This window comes from Tessaracoccus oleiagri (genome assembly GCF_900103275.1).
In the GTDB taxonomy this organism is placed as follows: Bacteria; Actinomycetota; Actinomycetes; order Propionibacteriales; family Propionibacteriaceae; genus Arachnia; species Arachnia oleiagri.
Genome location: NZ_FNGP01000004.1, coordinates 97,493 through 116,085, shown reverse-complemented (window position 1 = coordinate 116,085; position 18,593 = coordinate 97,493). Strand labels below are relative to the sequence as shown.

Sequence of the window (18,593 nt, the reverse complement as noted above, 5' to 3'; positions counted from 1 at the left end):
TCAGTGGTCTCCTTGTCGGTGAAGGCCCTTGTCCCACGCCAGCAGGCGGTGCTCGACGAGGCCGAAGAGTGAGTTGAGGATCACCCCGAGCACGCCGAGGAGCACGATGGCGCCCCAGACGGAGGTTTGGTTGAACGAGTTCTGCGCCGTGATCAGCACGTAGCCGATGCCGGTGTTTGAGCCGGTCATCTCACTGGTCACCACGAGCACCAGCGACAGCGGGAGCGCGATCCTGATGCCGGCGGCCGCCCGCGGCAGGACGGACGGGATGACCACGCGCCACTGTTTCTGCCAGCCGCGGATGCCGAAGCTGCTCGCGGTGTCCCGCGCCTCCTGCGAGAGTTCGCGCGCCCCGTCGATCACGTTGAGCAGGATCGGGAACAGCGTGCCGAGCGCGATGATGAAGATCTTCATCTCGGAACCCAGCCCGAAGACCACCATCGCGAACGGGATGAGCGCCGTGGCCGGGATGGCGCGGACGAACTCGAGCGACGGCGTGAGCGCGGTCCGGACCAGTCGGCTCTGCCCGATCAGCAACCCGAGCACGAAGCCGCCCACCACCCCGATGGCCAGACCGGCGAAGAGGTTGACCATGCTGGAGGCGAGGTGGCGACCGCCGTCACCCACCACCCAGTACGTCCAGACACCCTCCAACACGTCCTGGAGCGGGGGGAAGTAGATGGACCCCGCCTGGTCCGAGGCGATCCACCAGGCGACGAGCGCCAGGACGGCGCCGAGCGCGGACAGGACCCATGGCTTCCAGCGGTTCATCGGTGCGCCCCCCTGACGGACTCGTGCCAGAACAGCAGCCTGGTCTCCAGCAGTTTGAACAGCGCGGAGAGGGCGTAGCCCAGCACGCCGATGATCACGACGTAGGCGTACATACGCGGCATGTCGCCGACTCCCCTGGCTGCGCCCAACCCGGCGCCGAGGCCCGGTACGCCGATCAGCAGTTCCGCCGTGATGCAGAAGATCAGGACGGTGGAACTCGCGATCCGCACGCCGGTGACCAGCCGCGGCAGCATGGACGGCAGCATCACGTACTTCACCTGGTCCGCGCGGGAGAGCCCGAACGAGCGGGCGGTCTGGAGCCCGACCGGGTCCACGGCGCCCACCGCGGCGACGGCCGCCACGAGCATCTGCCACAGGCCCGCGTAGGTGGCGAGGAAGACCTCGGTGGGCTTCCCGGATCCGATCATGAGGACCGCCAGCGGGATCATGGCGATGGAGGGGATGGGCCGCAGGAACTCCACGATCGGGCGGAAGAACGCCGACGCCGAGGCGAACCGCCCCAGGATCGTGCCCAGCACGGTGCCCGCCACCACGGAGATGAGCAGGCTGATGCCCCAACCGGTGAGGGTGTCGGCCACCGCCTGCCAGACGCCCGCCTCCAACAGCATCCCCAGCAACTGTCCGAGGATGACCGTGGGCGGCGGGGCGTAGCGCTCCGGGAACAGCCCCCCGCGCACGGCGAGCTCCCAGAGGGCGAGCAGCGCCACGATGGTGGCGAGCGGCAGCCACAGTTGCGCCGCACGTCGACTGCGCATCAGTTTCTCGGCGCGCTGCACGGTGATCGTCATCGCCCACCTCCCGCGAGCTCGGCGGCCCTGCGGGTGAGCAGGGCGCGGTCGACCTTGTTGGTCTGCGACAGCGGAAGGGAGTCGACGACGAAGATGCGGCGCGGGTGCGCGAACGGCTCGACCTTGGTGAGCGACCACTCGCGCAGCGCCTGCTCGTCGATCGTGGCGCCGGCGGCCGGCACGACGAACGCGACCGGCCGGGAACCCTTGACGTCGTCGGCCAGCGGCACGACCGCGGCCTCGCTCACGTCGGGGTGCTCCTCCAGCGCGAGTTCGATGCCGCGGGGGTAGACGTTCTCACCGCCGGAGCTGAACATGTCGTCGCTGCGCCCCGTGAAGTAGAAGAAGCCCTGCTCGTCGCGTCGGAACTCGTCGCGCGTGTGGTAGAAGCCGTCGGCCGTGATCGGCGAGGGGATGTCGGGGCGTCGGTAGTACTCGGTGAAGAGCGCGCCCGTCCGGATCTCCATCACGCCCTCGTCGCCGGACTCGCGGCCCGAGTGGTCCACCAACCTGATGTCGACGGCAGGGTTCGCCACGCCGACGGAACCGGTGGGGGTGGGGATGCCGTCGGGGTGCGGCGCGAACGCCACCGGACCGGACTCGGTGGTGCCGTAGCCGAAACTGATCCGCACCCCTGGGAACACCTCGCGGAGTTGGGCGAAGAGGTCGTCGGAGGCGGGCGCGGATCCCATGTAGATCTCGCGGACGCTGCCGAGGTCGAGCGTCTCCAGCAGTTCGCGTTCCTTGAGGAGCAGCGCGAACATCGGCGGCACGCCGGTCAGGCGGGTGGGACGCTCGTCGGCGATCGCACGCAGGAAGAGCCGCGCGTCGAAAGTGGGGAGCAGGACGGTGCGGGAGCCCGCCAGCACCAGCGCCTGGACGTTGGCGAGGGCGTTCATGTGGTAGAGCGGTGCGGCGACGAGGCTACTGACGTCGTCGGAGTGCTCGCCGAAGTTCGACAGCCCCTGCGCGAGGACCCACAGGTGGGAGTCCTGCGAGAGGACGACGCCCTTGGGCATCCCCGTCGAGCCCGACGTGTACAGGATCATCGCGGCGTCCGAGCCGTCGCGCTCGTGACGCGGCCGCCACTCGGTGCCGCCGGGAGCCGCGATGTCGGCCAGCGGGGCCGAGGCCACCTCCACGGAGGCGGCGGCGAGCCGGCGGGGGTCGTCCACGAGCACCACGGCGCTGCCCGAGTTGATCAGCACGTGGTCGAGGACCTCGCCGGGGAACTTGTGGCTCACCGGTACGGCGACGAGCCCGGCGCGCAGCGTGCCGTAGAACGCCAGCAGCCAGTCGATCGAGTTCAGGCCGAGGATCGCCACCCGGTCCCCCGCCGCGAGACCGCGGCCGAGCAGCCGGTCGGCGACCGCGTCGGCCCTCGCGGCGAGGTCGCCGAAGGAGATCCGCTCGACGCCGTCGTGGCCGTAGCAGCAGATCGCCTCGGCGGCGGGATCGCCGGTCGCGATCGCGTCGCCCTGGTTGCGGTACGGGAAGCCGTCGATCATGTGCCGTCGCTCCTCGCCGCGGATGCCAGGAAGGTGCCCCGCGCGATCGCCACGACCTTCCCGCTGGCGTCCACGGCCTCGGCCTCGGCCGTCGCGATCTGCGATCCGGGCTTGATCAGCCGGCCCACGACGCGGATCGGTCCGATGGCGGCACCCCGGAGGTAGTTGACGCTGAGGTCGATGGTCGGGACCGGCTTGCCCACGGTGCCGATCAGCGAGAAGTCGGCTGCCGCGTCGAGGAGCGCCGCCAGGATCCCGCCGTGCACGGCCGGGGGCTCGACGGTGGTGCGCCACTCGGGGCGCGCGTCCACCTCGAAGGTGACGGTGGTGGCGGTGAGGTCGGTGACCCGGATGCCGAGCCACGAGTTGTAGGGGCTGTCGTCGATCCAGCCCTGGACGACCTCGAGTTCCGGTAGGGCCATGTCAGGCCTCCAGCCAGGGGTCGACGACGATCTTCCCGAACACCTGGCGCCCCTCGAGGCGGCGGAAGGCGTCGACCGCGTCGTCCAGTCCGACGACCGAGTCGATCACCGGGTGGAAGTCGCCCTCCTCGACGTAGCGCAGCAGCGACTCGAAGTCGGGGGTGTCGAAGCCGTTGCTGCCGATGATGCGCAGCTCGAAGCTCCAGATGTAGCGCAGGTCCTCCGTGGGGTCGAAGCCGGCGGTGGCGCCGCAGACGAGGATGGAGCCGCCGCGCTTGGTGGACCGCAGGGTCGGGTGCCAGGTGTCGCCGCCGGTGTTGTTGACGATGACGTCGAAGCCGCCCTCGTAGCTCGTCCGCGACGGCTTGCCGAGGTGCTCCTTCGTCCAGGCGTAGAAGTCCTGCTCCCGGTAGTTGATGAACTCGTCGGCGCCCAGCTCGAGCAGCTGGCGGCCCTTCTCGTCGGAGCCGGCCGCCGCGACGACGTACGCCCCGAGCCGCTTGGCCAGGAGGACCGAGGCGGTGCCGACACCGCCGGATGCCCCGAGGACGAGGACCTTGTCCCCGGCCTTGATGGTCTGCTTGTCGACGATCATGCGGTGCGCGGTGCCGTAGGCGACGGGCAGCGCCGCGGCCTCCGTGAAGCTGACCGCGTCCGGCAGCCGGATCAGCTGGCCGGCCTCCACCAGCGAGTACTGCGCGAGTCCCCCGTCAACGACCTCGCCCATGAGCTTGCCCTCGGAGTTGATGGGGTGCACGAGGACCCGGTCACCGATCTCCCAGCCCTCCACGCCGGCGCCGACCTCGTCGACCTCACCCGCGATGTCGAGCCCCGGCACCACCGGCATCGGGATGGTGATGCCCGGCATGCCCCGCAGCGTGAAGATGTCGTGGTAGTTCAGGGACGAGGCCCGGACCTTGACGACGACGTGACCCTCGGTGGCGATGGGCCTGGGGTGGTCCTCCACGACCCTCAGTGCCTCCACGTTGCCATGCTCGGGGATGGTTACGGCGCGCAATTTCGTGCTCCTTCTTTCGTTGCTCGGTGGTCAGCTGACGGTCCAGGCACCGCCGGGCCCGGAGACGGTGAGGGACAGGGACGGCTGGTCGGCCCGCGCCACCGGGAGATCGGTGCCGAGTGCGGCGTAGCGTTGCCGCACCCAGTCGGGATCCGGGTGGGCCACGAGGAAGTCATCGAGCGCCGCGGCGGCACGGACGGTCTCGGCGGGCGTCGGGGTGGAGCCCCAGTCGATCAGGAACGGGATCACGCCGGACTCCTCGGCGAACAGCGGCCGCGTGAGCCGCCACTCGAGCAGGTTGCCCTCCGTGTCCCGTCGCTGCCCACCGGCGAGCGGGCCGAGGTCGAGCCCCAGGTCTGCGGCGCGGCGCAGCGCGTCGTCGGGGTCGGAGGGGTGGATCGCGAACGTCGCGACCACGGGGGTGATGACGCGGTGCAGGTTGAACATCCGCGTCTCCCCCGGGACCGCGATGTCGGGGTCGAGCCCGATGAGCTCGAGGTAGGCGCCACCGCCGAAGGTGACCAGGTAGTTCCGGGTCCCGAACTGTGGATGCACGCCGCCGGCCTGGGGGGCGACGCCCGTGGCTTCCTCGAAGTCTCGGACGGTCGCGGCGAGGTTGTTCGTCGCGACCACGACGTGATCCAGGTTCAGGGGTGTGGACATAGTCATTCCTAGGAAGGTTTTCGGGTGGGCGAGCGTCAGCCGGCGTAGGGGCCGCAGGGGCGACAACACGAGGGCGCCGCGGTGCACGCGGTGCGCTGTCGGTTGGCCTGCGGCATGGGTTCGGCTCCCTCGAAAGCTGTGGTTGCTAGAACCTACAACTTCCGGGCCCGCGGGGTTATTCCGGATTCCAGAGAATGGACGAACAATTTCCGGCGGTGCCGGGCCTAGTGGCCCAGGAGGATGCTGCGGGCGTCGTCGATGTCGTGGCGCATCTGCTCGATGAGCGGGCCGACGCCCTCGTACTTCACCTGCCCGCGCAGCCGCTGCACGAAGTCGACCACGACCTCGGCCCCGTAGAGGCTGAGGTCGTCGCGGTCGAGCACGTGGCTCTCCACCCGTCGCTCTGCCCCGTCGAAGGTGGGGTTCGATCCCACGGAGATGGCCGTGGGCATGGGGGATCCGCCAGGTATGTCGACGCGCGTCAGCCAGCCGGCGTACACCCCGTCGGCGGGCACTGCCATGTCCGGGCTCACGAGCAGGTTGGCCGTCGGGAACCCGAGGTCGCGACCACGCTGGTCCCCCACGACCACCAGTCCCCGGAACTGGAACGGTCGGCCCAGGTGCTCCGCCGCCAGCGCGACGTCGCCGCCGGCCAGTGCCTGGCGGATGGCGCTGGAGCAGGTCGTCTCGTCATGGATCGACTCGAGCTCGAGCGCCTCGACCTCGAATCGGCCCTCGCCCAGTCGGCGCAGGGTCTCGACGTCGCCGGCGGCGCGGTGGCCGAAGCGGAAGTTGATGCCGATCACCACACGGCGGGGCTGCAGCGGCAGCAGGAACGTCTCGACGAAGTGCTCGGGGCTCATCCTGGACACGGTCTCGTTGAAGCGGACGACGCGCACCTCGTCCGCCCCCGCCTGGCGGAGCAGCTCGATCCTCGTCTGGAGGTCGGTCAGGAGCTTCGGGGCCCTGTCGGGCCGCAGGACCGAGACGGGGTGGGGCCAGAACGTGACCACGATGAGGCGGTCCAGCCCGCCCGCGCGGGCGTGTTGCAGCACCGCCTGATGACCGCGGTGCACCCCATCGAAGTTCCCAATCGCGACGACGCTCACCGGTTCACCCTAGAGCAATCTCGTCGTCCGGGCCCACCAGAACGGTCACGGGGATGGCCCGCTCCCCCTCGGGCGCGTACAGCGCGAGCAGCTGCCCGCCCGGGGACAACAGCCCGGTGACCGGGCCCCGCACGGCCACGTCGAGCGCCCGCCCGAAACGGACGTCCCTGGTCTGCGCCTCGTCGAGCGTGACCACCGGGAAGCTGCGACGTGCCGCCTCCGCCATGGTCATGAGTTCGGGTGCCTCGTCGCCGAGGACGACGGCGTCGTCGATGTCGAAGTTGCCGATGCGCGTCCGGCGCAGCGCCGTGAGGTGCCCGCCGACGCCGAGCGCGGCGCCGAGATCGCGGGCGATGGCCCGGATGTAGGTTCCGCTGGAGCACTCCACGTCGATGTCGACGTCGAGGCAGGCCCCGTCGGGGCGCAACCCGAGCACGTCGAGGCGCGACACGCGCACGCTCCTGGGCCGCAGTTCGACGGGCTTGCCCTCCCGGGCCAGGGCGTAGGCCCGCCTGCCGCCGACCTTGATCGCGGAGACGGTGCTGGGCACCTGCTGGATGTCGCCGCGGAGCGGTGCGCAGGCACGGTCGATGTCCTCGCGGGTGAGCCCGGAGGCGTCCGCGACGGCCTCGACGACGCCGTCCGCGTCGTCCGAGTCGGAACGCTCCCCGAGGCGCACGGTGGCGAGGTAGCGCTTGTCGTGCAGCGCGAGGTGGCCGAGCAGCCGGGTGGCGCGGCCCACCCCGAGGATGAGCACGCCGGTGGCCATGGGGTCGAGCGTCCCCGCGTGGCCGATCTTCTTCGTGCCGAGGAGACGGCGAAGCCGCCCGACGACCTGGTGGGAGGTGGCCGCCGACTGCTTGTCGACGACCACCACCCCATCGAGGCTCACTCGAGCGGCTTCTTGTACGGGTCGGCCTCGCCCGCGTAGCGCTGGCCCTCGCGCCGGGCGGCCGCCTCGGCGTCGCTCGCCTGGGCGCGGGCGAGGAGGTCCTCGATGTGGCGGGCCTCCTCCTCCGTCGCGTCCAGGACGAAGTCCAGCGTCGGCGTGTACCGCAGGCCGAGCTGTTGACCGACCGTGGTGCGGAGCATGCCCTTGGCGGACTCCAGCGCAGCCGCGCTGTCGGTCCGGGCCGCCTCGTCACCGAACACGGTGTAGAACACCGTCGCCTCACGGTTGTCGCCGGTCAGCCTGACCTCCGTGATCGTGATGAATCCCTTGCGGGGGTCCTTCACGCGGCGGTCGAGCGCGGACGCGATGATCGTCTTGATCTGGTCCGCCAGCTTGGCGTTGCGGGGGTTGCTCATCACACGCGCTCCTGTTCCACCATCTCGAACACCTCGACGATGTCGCCGATCCTGATGTCGTCGTAGTTGTGCAGGGTCAGGCCACACTCGAAGCCCTCGCGCACCTCGGTGGCGTCGTCCTTCTCGCGCCGCAGGGACGCGATGGACGTCTCGGTGACGACCACGCCGTCACGCAGCAGGCGCGCCTTGGCGTTGCGCTTGATGGTGCCGTCGATGACCATACAGCCCGCGATGTTGCCGATCTTGGACGAACGGAAGATGTTGCGGATCTCGGCCTGGCCCCGGACGACCTCCTTGAAGATCGGCTTGAGCATGCCCTTGAGCGCCGCCTCGATCTCGTCGATCGCCTGGTAGATGACCGAGTAGAACCGCAGGTCGACGTTCTCCTGGTCGGCCATCTGCGCCGCGTGCGGGGTCGGCCGCACGTTGAAGCCGATGATGACCGCCTTCGACGCCGCAGCCAGCGACACGTTGGTCTCGGTGATCGCACCGACACCGCGGTCGATGACCCGCAGCGACACCTCGTCGGAGACCTCGATCTTGCTGAGGGCATCCTCCAGCGCCTCGACCGAGCCCGCGCCGTCGCCCTTCAGGATGAGCAGCAGTTCCTGCGTCTCGCCCTTCTCGAGCTGCTCGAACAGCTGGTCGAGCGTCTTGCGGCGGCTGGACTTGGCCTGTTGGGCTGCGCGCATGCGCGCCTCCCGCTTGTCGGCGATCTGGCGGGCGACGCGGTCGTCCTCGACGACCAGGAAGTTGTCACCGGCACCGGGGACCGACGTCAGGCCGAGCACCTGGACGGGCATCGACGGCGGCGCCTCGGTGATGTTCTCACCCAGGTCGTTGATCATGGCGCGCACGCGGCCATGGGCCGAGCCGGCGACGATGGAGTCACCGATGTGCAGCGTCCCACGGTGCACGAGGACCGTCGCGACCGCGCCGCGGCCCTTGTCGAGGTGCGCCTCGATGGCGACACCCTGCGCGGGCATGTCGGGGTTGGCGCGGAGGTCCAGCGCGGCGTCGGCCGTGAGGACGATCGCCTCCAGGAGCTCGTCGAGGCCCTGGCCGGTGAGCGCCGAGACGTCGACGAACTGCGTGTCGCCGCCGTACTCCTCGGGCACGAGGCCGTACTCGGACAGCTGCCCGCGGACCCTGGTGGGGTCGGCGGCCGGCTTGTCCACCTTGTTGACGGCCACGACGACGGGCACTTCGGCCGCGATCGCGTGGTTCATGGCCTCGATCGTCTGCGGCATCACGCCGTCATCCGCCGCCACCACGAGCACCGCGATGTCCGTCGACTTGGCGCCGCGGGCACGCATGGCGGTGAACGCCTCGTGACCCGGGGTGTCGATGAAGGTGATCTTGCGATCCTGGTCGTCGACGTTGGCCTCGACCTGGTAGGCGCCGATCTTCTGCGTGATGCCGCCGGCCTCGCCGGAGACCACGTTCGACTTGCGGTAGGCGTCGAGCAGCTTGGTCTTGCCGTGGTCGACGTGGCCCATGACGGTGACCACCGGCGGGCGCGCCGCCAGGTCGTCCTCGTCGCCGAGGTCCTCGCCGAAGTCGACGTCGAAGCTCTCCAGCAGCTCGCGGTCCTCGTCCTCCGGGGAGACGACCTCGATGTTGTACTCGAGCTCGGCGCCCAGGATCTCCAGCGTCTCGTCGGAGACGGACTGGGTGGCGGTGACCATCTCGCCCAGGTGGAACAGCACCTGCACCAGGGACGCCGCGTCCACGCCGATCTTCTCGGCGAGGTCGGTCAGCGAGGCGCCGCGACGCAGACGGATCGTCTCGCCGCCGCCCTTGCGGACGCGCACACCGCCGATCGCCGGGGCCTGCATCTCGTCGAACTCTTGACGACGCTGCTTCTTCGACTTGCGACCGCGGCGACCTCCAGCGCCACCGCGACCGAACGCGCCCTGCGTGCCGCCACGGCCGCGGGCTCCGCCGCGTCCACCGGGTCCGCCGGGACCGCCCATCGGCGGGCCGCCGAAGCCGCCGCCACCACCGCCGCCGGGACCACCGGGACCACGGCCGCCCGGGCGGCCACGGCCGCCGCCGGCGGGCCGTGCACCACCGCGAGCGGGCGCTCCGCCGATGGCGGGATCACGGTGCTTGGGCATCATCGCGGGGTTGGGACGCGGCATGCCGGAGGTGCCGCCGGGACGCGGCATGCGGTTCTGGTCGCCACCGGGCGCGCCGGCAGGGGCGCCGGGACGCGGGCCGGGGCGCCGCTGGTCGCCGTCCGGGCGGGGGCGGCGCTGCTGCGTGCCCATGCCCTGACTCGGCGCGAACGGGTTGTTGCCCGGACGGGGCGTCCCGGGACGGCGCGGTCCGGGAACCGCTCCGGATCCGGGGCGGGGGCCGGGGGCCGCCGCAGGACGCGAACCGGGCGCGCCGGGTGTCCCGGGACGAGGGGCTCCCGCGGCTGGGCGTGCTTCACCGGGCTTGGGCGTACGCGGCGCCGGGGCCGCGGGGCGCGCCGACGGGGTGGCCGGGCGCGGCGCCGGGGCGCCTGGCTTGGCGGCCCCTGGCGCGGGCGCTGCGGGTCGCTGCTGCGGCTCGGCCGGCTGGGCCGCCGCGGGCGCTACCGGAGGCTCCGGCTGGGGCTGCGGGGTGGGTGCGGGGCGCTGCTGCGGCTCGGCCGCGGCCGGCTTGGGGGCGGGCGCCGGGGCCGCCGGCTTGGCCGCCGCGGCCTTGGGCGCGCCGGGCTTCGGGGCGGCGCCCCCCTTGGTCTTGGCACCGAAGTGCTCACGAATCCGGCGCACGACAGGAGCCTCCAGCGACGACGACGCGCCGCGGACGTACTCACCCTGGTCGTTGAGCCAGCTCAGCAGGTCCTTGCTGGCGATACCGAATTCTTTTGCGATCTCATGAACGCGAGGCTTAGCCACTACTCTCCTTCAAGGGGCCCAAGCCTCAAGCGGCCGGGACCGGTTAGTTGTTGCTCATCGTTGGTAACTCATCGAGTGGTCATGAGCGTTAGCCCACCTTCTGGGTAGTGCCCCGACGGGTTCGGGGCAGGGGAACGAGCGGTCCTTGGACCGTTGGTCATTCTAACGCGTCGCCACCCCTCCGACGCAAACCCCTGTTTCCTTGTGGCGCTGCGCGCGACGTTGTAGGCTCTATGGAAAACCTTCTCTACAGGAATGGGTATGGGGTTCTTCGAAGACCTGGCACTCGACGAACGCCGGCTGGCGCTCGACTGCGACGTGGTGGTCGGCCACTGGACGGCACGACCGGAACTCGACGCGTCCCCGGAGGCGCTGCTGGCCCTCCAAGCCCGTGGCGGGATCGACTCGGCCGTGGTGGCATGCGCCGAGGCGGTCTGGTACGACGAGGAGCGCGGCAACCGGCGGGCCTCGGCCCTGGCCCGGGAGCATGGCTGGGTGCCGTGCCACGCCGTGAACCTCCGCGACACCTACGGGATCGGCGAACGGCTCGACGGATGGGTCGAGTCAGGCGTCCGCGCGATCCGGCTGCCGGGCTCCACGCAGGGCATCAGCCCCTCCACCCCCGGGTACCGGAAGACGGTGACGGAGGCGGCGGCGCGGAGGCTCGTGATGCTGGTGGAGGGCGACTTCACCGCCGTCCAGGCCGCCTTCCGGGGGCTCGGCGCCAAGGCGGTCTTCCTCGACGCCTCCTACTACGAGTTGGCCGACTTCCTCCTCGTCGCGCAGGAGGAGCCGGCGTTCGTGGTGTCGACGCGCCGGATGCTCGGCCCAGACTCCTTCGAGATCATCTGCGACGAGGTCGGCGCGGCCCACCTGACCTTCGGGTCGGGGACGCCGCTGCAGGACCTCGAACCCACCGTCTGGCGGCTGCGTGACGCCGCGCTCTCCCCCGCCGACTTCGACGCCGTGGCGGGCGGCACCCTGCGTTCCCTCCTGGAGGCATGACCATGCACAACTACCCGACCATCGCCGACGCGGCGGGACGCAGACTGGGCGAGGAGGAGGAGTCGGCCGTGCTCCGCGTCCTGCGCAGCGGCCATCTCTGGCGCGTCGACGGCGCGGAGGTGGTGGCGCTCGAACGGGAGTTCGCGGCCTTCACGGGCAGCGCGCACGCAGTGGCCGCCGCGACGGGTTCGGGCGTGATCCACGCCGCCGTGGCCGCGCTGGACCTCGAGCCGGGCGACGAGATCGTGATGCCGCCGATAACCGACGCGGGCAGCCTCGTCGGGGCGCTGGCCCAGGGCCTGGTTCCCGTGTTCGCCGACGTCGACCCCGTCACCGGCTGCCTCACGGCCGAGAGCGTCCGGGAGGTGCTCGGGGCGCGCACCCGGGCGGTGATGGTCGTCCACCTCTTCGGCGGGGCCGCCGACGTCGAGGGCATCGTGGCATTGTGCCGCCCCCATGGGATCCGCGTCGTGGAGGACTGCGCGCAGGCGTACCTGACCCGCACCCCGGGCGGCGCCCTGGCAGGCACCGTCGGGGACATCGGGTGCTTCAGCCTCCAGCAGTCCAAGCACATCACCACCGGCGACGGCGGGCTCCTCGTCACGGACGACGCCGAGCTGGCGCGGCGGGCCGCCCTCTTCACGGACAAGGGCTGGCCGAGGGACACCGGCGAGCGGACCCACCTCTTCCTGGGCCTCAACTACCGCATGAACGAGCTGACGGCCGCCGTCGCTCGCGTCCAACTGGGGAAGGTGGCGTCGGTGGTCGAGGACCGCAGGGCGATCGCCGAGGCGTGGTCGACGGCGATCGCCGCCCCCGGCGTCACGGTCCCGCACCACACCGGCCACAGCTACTGGCTCTACCCCATCGTGGTCGACGCGGCGACGGCCGGCTTCGACAACCGCCGACTCGCCGAACTCGTCAACGGCACCGGGCTCGGCGCCTCCGCGGGCTACCTCCAGCGGCCCCTCTACGCGAACCCCGTCATCGCGCAGCGCCGCACGTTCGGCGCCTCCGGCTGGCCGCTCACCCTGTCGGACCGTGGCGCGCCCCACTGCCCGGCGGCCGAGCGCCTCATCGGGGAGACGCTCGTGACGGTCTCCATCAACGAGAACTTCACGCCTGACGACGTGCGCGCGTCCACCGAGTCCCTGCGGTGGGCGATCGCGGAGGCGGGGTCCACCCGTGGCTGAGCTGCACCCACTGGCCCGCGTGGCGCACGTCGTCGACGTCCACGCCCACGTCGGCCCCTACTTCTTCCACATGGGCCAGCGCGACCTCGCCGCCAGCCAGCGGCTGTGCGATCGCTGGGGCATCACGCGCCAGCTGGTCTCCCACGCGCGGGGTGTCTTCCACGACGCGCGGGAGGGCAACGAGGAACTCGCCCGGGCGCTCGAGGGCCACGACACGTTCCGCGGCTACGTCGTGATCAACCAGCGCGACCTCGACACCGCGGCGCGCGAGCTCGACCGGTGGCTCCGGCCCGACAGCCCGTTCGTCGGCGTCAAGGTCCACACCCACTACCCGCGCACCACCATGGCGTCGCCCCAGATCCGCGACGCGCTGCGGTTGCTGGACGAGCACGCCGCCACGCTGCTCATCCACACCTGGGGCGACGACGTCCTGCAGCTCGCCGCGGCGATGCGAGGCCTCGATCGCATCAAGGTGATCGCCGGCCACATGGGCGCCGACCGCTGGGACCTGGCCTGCGAAGCGGCCACCGCCAACCCGAACCTCTACCTGGAGCCGTCGTGCTCGGTAGCCCTGGCGGGCCAGATGCGCCACGTGATGCGGCACGCCCCCCGCGGGCAGGTCCTGTTCGGCACCGACGCGTCACTGCTCGACCCGGTGGTCGCGTTCGGCCAGGTCGCCGCCGCGGATCTCGGCGCCGACGAGCTCGAGGACGTCATGTGGCGCAACGCCGTTGCGCTATTCGGCGACTCGCTCGAGCTCGGCTGACAGCGACGGGTCGAGTTCGGCCCCGGCCCCGAAGGCGCGCGTCACGGCCCGACGTCGCACGGCGAGCCCGAGGCAGCCGGCGTGCACGTACGCGCCGCGTCCGGGGGCGCGAGGCTTCGTCCCGTCCACCACGACGTCGCCTCGGCGGACGAGCCGACGCAGCGCCGCCTGGTCGTCGACGGTCCGGCATCCGATGCACGTGCGCTGGGGCATGCCTGCAAGGTAGCAGTTCACAGGAGAGCCGGGTCGCGTCCACAGCCGAGTCACAGCTCGGGGCGACACGCTGGTGGCATCGAACACCACGTTCCTGAAGGGAAGTGAAGAGCCATGAAGAACAAGCTCATAGTGGGCGGCGCGACGGCACTGGCGCTGGTCGGGGGTGCCTGGGGCGTCGCCCAGACCGCGAGCGCCGACGAGGAGTCCACGCCCACGCCGTCGGCCAGCGCGGAGGCGCAACCGGGCAACGGTTGGGGTCGCGGGGGCCAGGACGGGTTCCGGGGCCACATGCGGGGCCACGGCGCGATGCGCGGCGGCGCCGACCTCGGCTCCCTCGCCGAGAAGCTCGGCGTGGCGGAGGACGACATCGAGGACGCCATGGAGGCGGTGCGGGACGAGTTGCGCTCGACGATGCAGGAGGGCGGACCGTTCGGGATGAGCGACGAGGACCGCCAGTCCCACCAGGACGCCATGGCGGACGCCCTCGCCACCGAGCTGGGCATCGACGTCGACACGGTCAAGGCCGCGTTGCAGGAGATGCACGACGAGCGCCAGGCCGCCCGCGACGCGGAGACCGATGAGGTGCTCGACCAGGCGGTCGAGGACGGCAAGCTCACCCAGTCGGAGGCCGACGCGGTGCGCAAGGCCGTCGAGGAGGGCATCGTCGGCGTGCGCGGCGGCCGCTGACGCCACGCAAGAAGACGCAGGGCCCGGGCAGTGTGCCCGGGCCCTGCGTCGTCGCGCCGATTTCAGCCCTGCGTGTCGGGCTGGATGTCGATGCGCCAGCCCGTGAGCCGGGCCGCCAGGCGCGCGTTCTGCCCCTCTCGGCCGATCGCCAGTGAGAGCTGGTAGTCGGGGACGACCGCCCGGCACGCCTTGCCTGCCTTGTCGGTGATGACCACGTTGAGGACCTTCGCCGGCGAAAGCGCCGCGGCGACGAACTTGGCCGGGTCCTCCGAGTAGTCGACGATGTCGATCTTCTCGTTGCCGAGCTCGTTCGTGACGGCGCGGACCCGCTGCCCCATCGGACCGATGAAGGCGCCCTTGGCGGAGACGTCGGGATTGTTGGAGGCGACCGCGATCTTGGTCCGGTGCCCGGCCTCCCGGGCGATCTCCTTGATCTCCACCACGCCGTCGGCGATCTCGGGCACCTCCAGCGCGAACAGCTTCTTCACCAGGGCCGGGTGGGTGCGGGACACGACCACCTGGGGACCGTGCGCCTCCCGTCGGACGCTCACGATGAAGACCCGGAGCCGGCGCCCGTGGGTGTACTCCTCCCCCGGCACCTGTTCCGCGAGCGGCATGATCGCCTCGAGCGTCCCGAGGTCCACGCGCACCGTCTTGGAGTCCCGGTCCTGCTGGACCACACCGGTGACGATGTCGCCCTCGACGCCCGCGAAGTGGCCGTACTTCTGGTCATCCTCCGCCTCGCGGATGCGCTGGGTGATGACCTGCCGCGCCGTCGAGGCGGCGACCCGGCCGAAGTCCTCGGGGGTGTCGTCGAAGTAGCCGATGATCTCGTCGTCGTCGCCGAACTCCGGCGCGAGGACCGAGACCTTGCCGGTCCGGCGGTCGATGTCGATCTTCACGCCGCGGAGCGCGTGGTCGGTCTTGTTGTAGGCGTTGAGGATCGCGTCCTCGAGCGTCTTGAGCAGGTACTCGGTGGGGATGTCCCGGTCCCGCTCGATGGCGCGAAGCGCCGCCATGTCGATGTCCATGCCTAGCCCTCCTTGCGGTTCAGCTCGACCTGCACCACGGCCTTCGTGACCTGGTCCAACGGGATCCTGCTCACCTCGCCCTTCACGTCGAGCGCGACGGAGTCGTCCTCGGCGCCGACGATGCGGCCCAGGACCTCCTGGTCCCCGATCCACAGCTTCACCAGCCGGCCGGCGTTGCGCCGGTAGTGCTTGGTCTCGGTCAACGGCTTCGAGACGCCGCGCGAGGACAGCTCGAGCGTGAAGGGCTGCTCACCCACGGCTGCGCTCTCGTCGAGCGCGGCCGAGACCGCCTGCGATGCCGCCGCGATGTCGTCGAGGAGGGGCCCCTTGCCCTCGGGCCCGTCACCGTCCACGGTGATGCGCAAGATGGCGCGTTTCCCGACCGGAGTCACGTCGAGAGCGTCCAACTCCAGTCCGTGTGCCGCGAGGATGGGTTCGACCACCTCGACCAAAGCTCGTTCCTGCATGCTTTCTCCGTATCCGGTTGTGGGCCTCAATTGTGAAGCACAAGCATACCTATAGGCTGGGCGCCATGCTTCTCGCTCGGCGCTCCGTCATGCTCGGCGCGGCGTTGGGCCTGGTCGGCTGCGCGGGGGACCCGACGATCCTCGTGCCCGAGGGGACCGCACCACGGGTCCGCGAACCCGACGAGCCGGTGCAGGCGCCCCTCATGGCACGAGCCGCGTCACTCGCCGCGGGCGTCCTCGAGCAGGTGCGCTCGGCGCAGTCCGGGTCGTGGCGCGACGCCGCGACGGCGCAGTGCGAGGCGCAGCTCGCCCGTTTCAACTCGATGAGCCCCTACGCGGAGCCGGACCCGATCTTCTCCCCTCCGGCCGCGTCGGCCACGGACCTCGGCGGGGCGGTATCGACGGCGACCGCAGGCCTGGTGGTGTGCGCCGACGAGGCGGACACCGTCGCGGACCGCCTCCTGTTCCTGTCCGCGGCCGCGGCGACCGCGGGGTTGGCGGACACGTCCTCGGTGCCCGCGGAGGGCGGCTCGCCCGCCTTCGTCGAGACGCTCGACGGCCAACGCCAAGTGGCGCTCCGGCACGCGTGGGCACTGGTCCACGGGCTCGAGGTCGGGCTCGGGAGGCTGGCCGCGGAGGAGCCGCTCCGTGCCGAGCTGGGGGCCCGCCTCGCCACGGCCAAGGCGCTCCGCAACGAGATCCGCGACGGCTTCGACGGCGTGGCGCCCTCGCAGCCGGCGGCCTTCGCGCTGCCCACGGCCATGAGCGACGTCGCGTCCATCCGGGAGGGCTGGGGGGCGCTGGAGGTGCGGCTGTTGGAGGGGCTGGTGCTGCTGGCGGCCGACGAGCCGGGCGGCGAACCGTTGTGGCCGGAGCAGGTGGCGCAGGCGCAGGCCGCCGGGGGACGGATCCCCCGGTGGCCCGGCTGGGACTGACCCGTCAGCGGCCGACGAGCGCCACCACTTCCGCCACCGCATCGGCCAGGGCCACCTCGTGCTTCTCCCCGGTGCGACGCGAGCGAACCTCGACCACGCCGTCGGCGAGCCCGCGGCCCACCACGACGATGACCGGCATGCCCATGAGCTCCGCGTCCTTGAACTTCACCCCGGGGCTGGCCTTCCGGTCGTCGACGAGGACGTCGATGCCGTGCGCCTGGAGCGCCTCGGCGAGCCGGTCGGCCTCGTCGAACACCGCCTGGTCCTTGCCCGTGGCGAGGACCTGCACCTGGTAGGGGGCGAGCTCGACGGGCCAGCACAGGCCCAGTTCGTCGTGGGTGGCCTCGGCGACGGCGGCCACGGCGCGCGAGACGCCGATGCCGTAGGAGCCCATGGTCACGGTCACGAGCTTGCCGTTCTCGTCGAGGACCTTGAGGCCGAGCGCCTCCGCGTAGCGGCGGCCGAGCTTGAACACGTGGCCCATCTCGATGCCGCGCGAGAGCTTCAGCGGTCCTGAACCGTCCGGCGCGGGGTCGCCGTCCAGCACCTCCGCGACGTCGAGGACGCCGTCGACGGTGAAGTCGCGGCCACAGGTCACGCCGGAGAGGTGCTGGTCGACCACGTTCGCGCCGGTCACCCAGTGCGAGCCGGTGACCACCCGGGGGTCGGCGAGGTAGCGGATCTTCGTGGTGGACTCCTCACCCAGCACGCGCTCGCCACCGGCCGTGACCGGCCCGATGAAGCCGACGGGCAGCTGCGGGTACGCCTTGAAGTCGTCCGCGGTGAACGGGACGGCCTCGGCGGGCGTCAGCGCCGCCTCCAGGCGCTTCTCGTCGAGCGCACGGTCGCCAGGGATCGCGATGGCGAGCGGGTACCAGGTGCCGTCCGGCTCGGTGACCCGGTACATCAGGTTCTTCAGCGTCCGGCCGCCCTGCCAGGGCTGCTCGGCCGGGTGGTTGGCGTTGAGCTGGTCCACCAGTTCCGCGATCGTCCCGGCGCCGGGGGTGTCCAGCACCGCGATCTCGGGCGCCGCGTCGAGCGGCAGCGCGTCGGGTGCGGCGATCCGCACGGCCTCGACGTTGGCGGCGTAGCCCCCGTCGGTGTGGGCGAAGGTGTCCTCGCCCACCGGCGACACCGCCAGGAACTCCTCCGACGCGGAGCCGCCCATGGCACCCGCCATGGCGGAGACGACGACGTACTCCAGCCCCAGCCGGTCGAAGATCCGCTCGTACGCCTCGCGATGCGCCCGGTAGCTGGCGTCGAGGCCGGCGTCGTCGACGTCGAACGAGTAGGAGTCCTTCATCACGAACTCACGCCCGCGCAGCAGGCCCGCCCGGGGCCTGGCCTCGTCGCGGTACTTGGTCTGGATCTGGAAGAGGCTGAGCGGGAGGTCCTTGTACGAGTTGTACAGGTCCTTGACGAGCAGCGTGAACATCTCCTCGTGCGTCGGACCGAGCAGCATGTCGGTGTGCTTGCGGTCCTGCAACCGGAACAGGTTGTCGCCGTAGTCGGTCCACCGGCCGGTGGCCTCGTAGGGCTCCCGCGGCAGCAGTGCTGGGAAGTGGACCTCCTGCGCGCCGATCGCCTCCATCTCCTCACGGACGATCCGCTCCACCTTCTGCAGCACCTTCAGCCCCAGCGGCAGCCAGGAGTAGATGCCGGGCGCGGCGCGCCGGATGTAGCCGGCGCGGACCAGCAGCCGGTGGCTGGGCACCTCGGCGTCGGCGGGGTCGTCGCGGAGGGTGCGGACGAACAGCTGCGAGAGTCGAGAAATCACGGGGGCAACTCTAGCCC

19 protein-coding genes are annotated in these 18,593 nt (G+C 71.3%); 5 read left to right on the top strand and 14 right to left on the bottom strand.

The genetic code is table 11. The features are described 5' to 3' along the window. The 10 genes from BLR46_RS11120 to infB form a co-directional block, all read right to left on the bottom strand. A complete protein-coding gene (locus tag BLR46_RS11120) occupies positions 1-771 on the bottom strand; it encodes an ABC transporter permease (protein ID WP_093252173.1) in 771 nt (256 codons plus the stop codon). Next, the gene (locus BLR46_RS11115) at positions 768-1,580 is read right to left on the bottom strand and encodes an ABC transporter permease (protein ID WP_093252172.1); all 813 of its coding nucleotides are present in this window, start codon (positions 1,578-1,580) and stop codon (positions 768-770) included. Before BLR46_RS11115 ends, BLR46_RS11120 begins: the two co-directional genes overlap by 4 nt. Next, positions 1,577-3,088: a class I adenylate-forming enzyme family protein gene (locus tag BLR46_RS11110; protein ID WP_093252169.1), complete on the bottom strand. Its 1,512-nt coding sequence runs from the start codon at positions 3,086-3,088 to the stop codon at positions 1,577-1,579. The genes BLR46_RS11115 and BLR46_RS11110 overlap by 4 nt, the downstream gene beginning before the upstream one ends. After that, positions 3,085-3,510, bottom strand: coding sequence for a PaaI family thioesterase (locus tag BLR46_RS11105; RefSeq protein ID WP_093252167.1), 426 nt, complete (start codon positions 3,508-3,510; stop codon positions 3,085-3,087). Before BLR46_RS11105 ends, BLR46_RS11110 begins: the two co-directional genes overlap by 4 nt. A gap of 1 nt (position 3,511) precedes the next feature. Further along, a complete protein-coding gene (locus BLR46_RS11100; protein WP_093252166.1) occupies positions 3,512-4,528 on the bottom strand; it encodes a zinc-binding dehydrogenase in 1,017 nt (338 codons plus the stop codon). 30 nt (positions 4,529-4,558) lie between these two features. Further along, on the bottom strand, positions 4,559-5,191 hold the full coding sequence (locus BLR46_RS11095) for a VOC family protein (RefSeq protein ID WP_176761747.1): 633 nt from the start codon (positions 5,189-5,191) through the stop codon (positions 4,559-4,561). 224 nt (positions 5,192-5,415) lie between these two features. Beyond that, positions 5,416-6,300 (bottom strand): bifunctional riboflavin kinase/FAD synthetase, encoded by an 885-nt coding sequence (locus tag BLR46_RS11090; RefSeq protein ID WP_093252161.1) that lies wholly within the window; start codon positions 6,298-6,300, stop codon positions 5,416-5,418. Between the two features lie 4 nt (positions 6,301-6,304). Then, a complete protein-coding gene (truB, locus tag BLR46_RS11085; RefSeq protein ID WP_093252158.1) occupies positions 6,305-7,192 on the bottom strand; it encodes a tRNA pseudouridine(55) synthase TruB in 888 nt (295 codons plus the stop codon). After that, on the bottom strand, positions 7,189-7,608 hold the full coding sequence (gene rbfA / locus BLR46_RS11080) for a 30S ribosome-binding factor RbfA (protein WP_093252155.1): 420 nt from the start codon (positions 7,606-7,608) through the stop codon (positions 7,189-7,191). Before rbfA ends, truB begins: the two co-directional genes overlap by 4 nt. After that, the gene (infB, locus tag BLR46_RS11075) at positions 7,608-10,499 is read right to left on the bottom strand and encodes a translation initiation factor IF-2 (RefSeq protein WP_093252153.1); all 2,892 of its coding nucleotides are present in this window, start codon (positions 10,497-10,499) and stop codon (positions 7,608-7,610) included. The genes rbfA and infB overlap by 1 nt, the downstream gene beginning before the upstream one ends. Positions 10,500-10,760: 261 nt before the next feature. On the opposite strand from infB, the gene BLR46_RS11070 reads away from it, so the two are divergent. Genes BLR46_RS11070 through BLR46_RS11060 form a run of 3 tightly spaced genes read left to right on the top strand, consistent with a single transcriptional unit; the run spans position 10,761 to position 13,463 of the window. Then, positions 10,761-11,504 (top strand): amidohydrolase family protein, encoded by a 744-nt coding sequence (locus tag BLR46_RS11070; RefSeq protein WP_093252150.1) that lies wholly within the window; start codon positions 10,761-10,763, stop codon positions 11,502-11,504. Next, positions 11,501-12,697 (top strand): DegT/DnrJ/EryC1/StrS family aminotransferase, encoded by a 1,197-nt coding sequence (locus BLR46_RS11065; RefSeq protein WP_093252148.1) that lies wholly within the window; start codon positions 11,501-11,503, stop codon positions 12,695-12,697. Before BLR46_RS11070 ends, BLR46_RS11065 begins: the two co-directional genes overlap by 4 nt. Then, positions 12,690-13,463 carry an amidohydrolase family protein gene (locus BLR46_RS11060; RefSeq protein ID WP_093252145.1) on the top strand — a complete coding sequence of 258 codons (774 nt, stop codon included), beginning with the start codon at positions 12,690-12,692 and terminating at the stop codon, positions 13,461-13,463. The genes BLR46_RS11065 and BLR46_RS11060 overlap by 8 nt, the downstream gene beginning before the upstream one ends. On the opposite strand, the gene BLR46_RS11055 is transcribed toward BLR46_RS11060, so the two are convergent. Next, positions 13,434-13,676, bottom strand: a complete 243-nt coding sequence (locus BLR46_RS11055; protein ID WP_093252142.1) for a YlxR family protein — start codon at positions 13,674-13,676, stop codon at positions 13,434-13,436. The two genes, BLR46_RS11060 and BLR46_RS11055, sit on opposite strands and share 30 nt — an antisense overlap. A 114-nt stretch (positions 13,677-13,790) precedes the next feature. Here BLR46_RS11055 and BLR46_RS11050 point away from each other — a divergent pair, with 114 nt between their 5' ends. After that, a complete protein-coding gene (locus tag BLR46_RS11050; RefSeq protein ID WP_093252139.1) occupies positions 13,791-14,366 on the top strand; it encodes a phage protease in 576 nt (191 codons plus the stop codon). Positions 14,367-14,428: 62 nt separating this feature from the next. Here BLR46_RS11050 and nusA read toward each other — a convergent pair whose 3' ends face one another. Continuing rightward, entirely contained in the window at positions 14,429-15,397 is a 969-nt protein-coding gene (nusA, locus tag BLR46_RS11045; protein ID WP_093252136.1) for a transcription termination factor NusA, read from the bottom strand. Between the two features lie 2 nt (positions 15,398-15,399). Continuing rightward, the gene (gene rimP, locus BLR46_RS11040; RefSeq protein ID WP_093252134.1) at positions 15,400-15,864 is read right to left on the bottom strand and encodes a ribosome maturation factor RimP; all 465 of its coding nucleotides are present in this window, start codon (positions 15,862-15,864) and stop codon (positions 15,400-15,402) included. 65 nt (positions 15,865-15,929) lie between these two features. Between rimP and BLR46_RS11035 the strand changes: the two genes are divergently transcribed. Beyond that, a complete protein-coding gene (locus BLR46_RS11035; RefSeq protein ID WP_093252130.1) occupies positions 15,930-16,799 on the top strand; it encodes a hypothetical protein in 870 nt (289 codons plus the stop codon). A gap of 4 nt (positions 16,800-16,803) precedes the next feature. Here the strand turns inward: BLR46_RS11035 and BLR46_RS11030 are convergent, their stop codons facing one another. Beyond that, entirely contained in the window at positions 16,804-18,576 is a 1,773-nt protein-coding gene (locus tag BLR46_RS11030) for a proline--tRNA ligase (RefSeq protein ID WP_093252127.1), read from the bottom strand. Positions 18,577-18,593 lie beyond the last annotated feature (17 nt).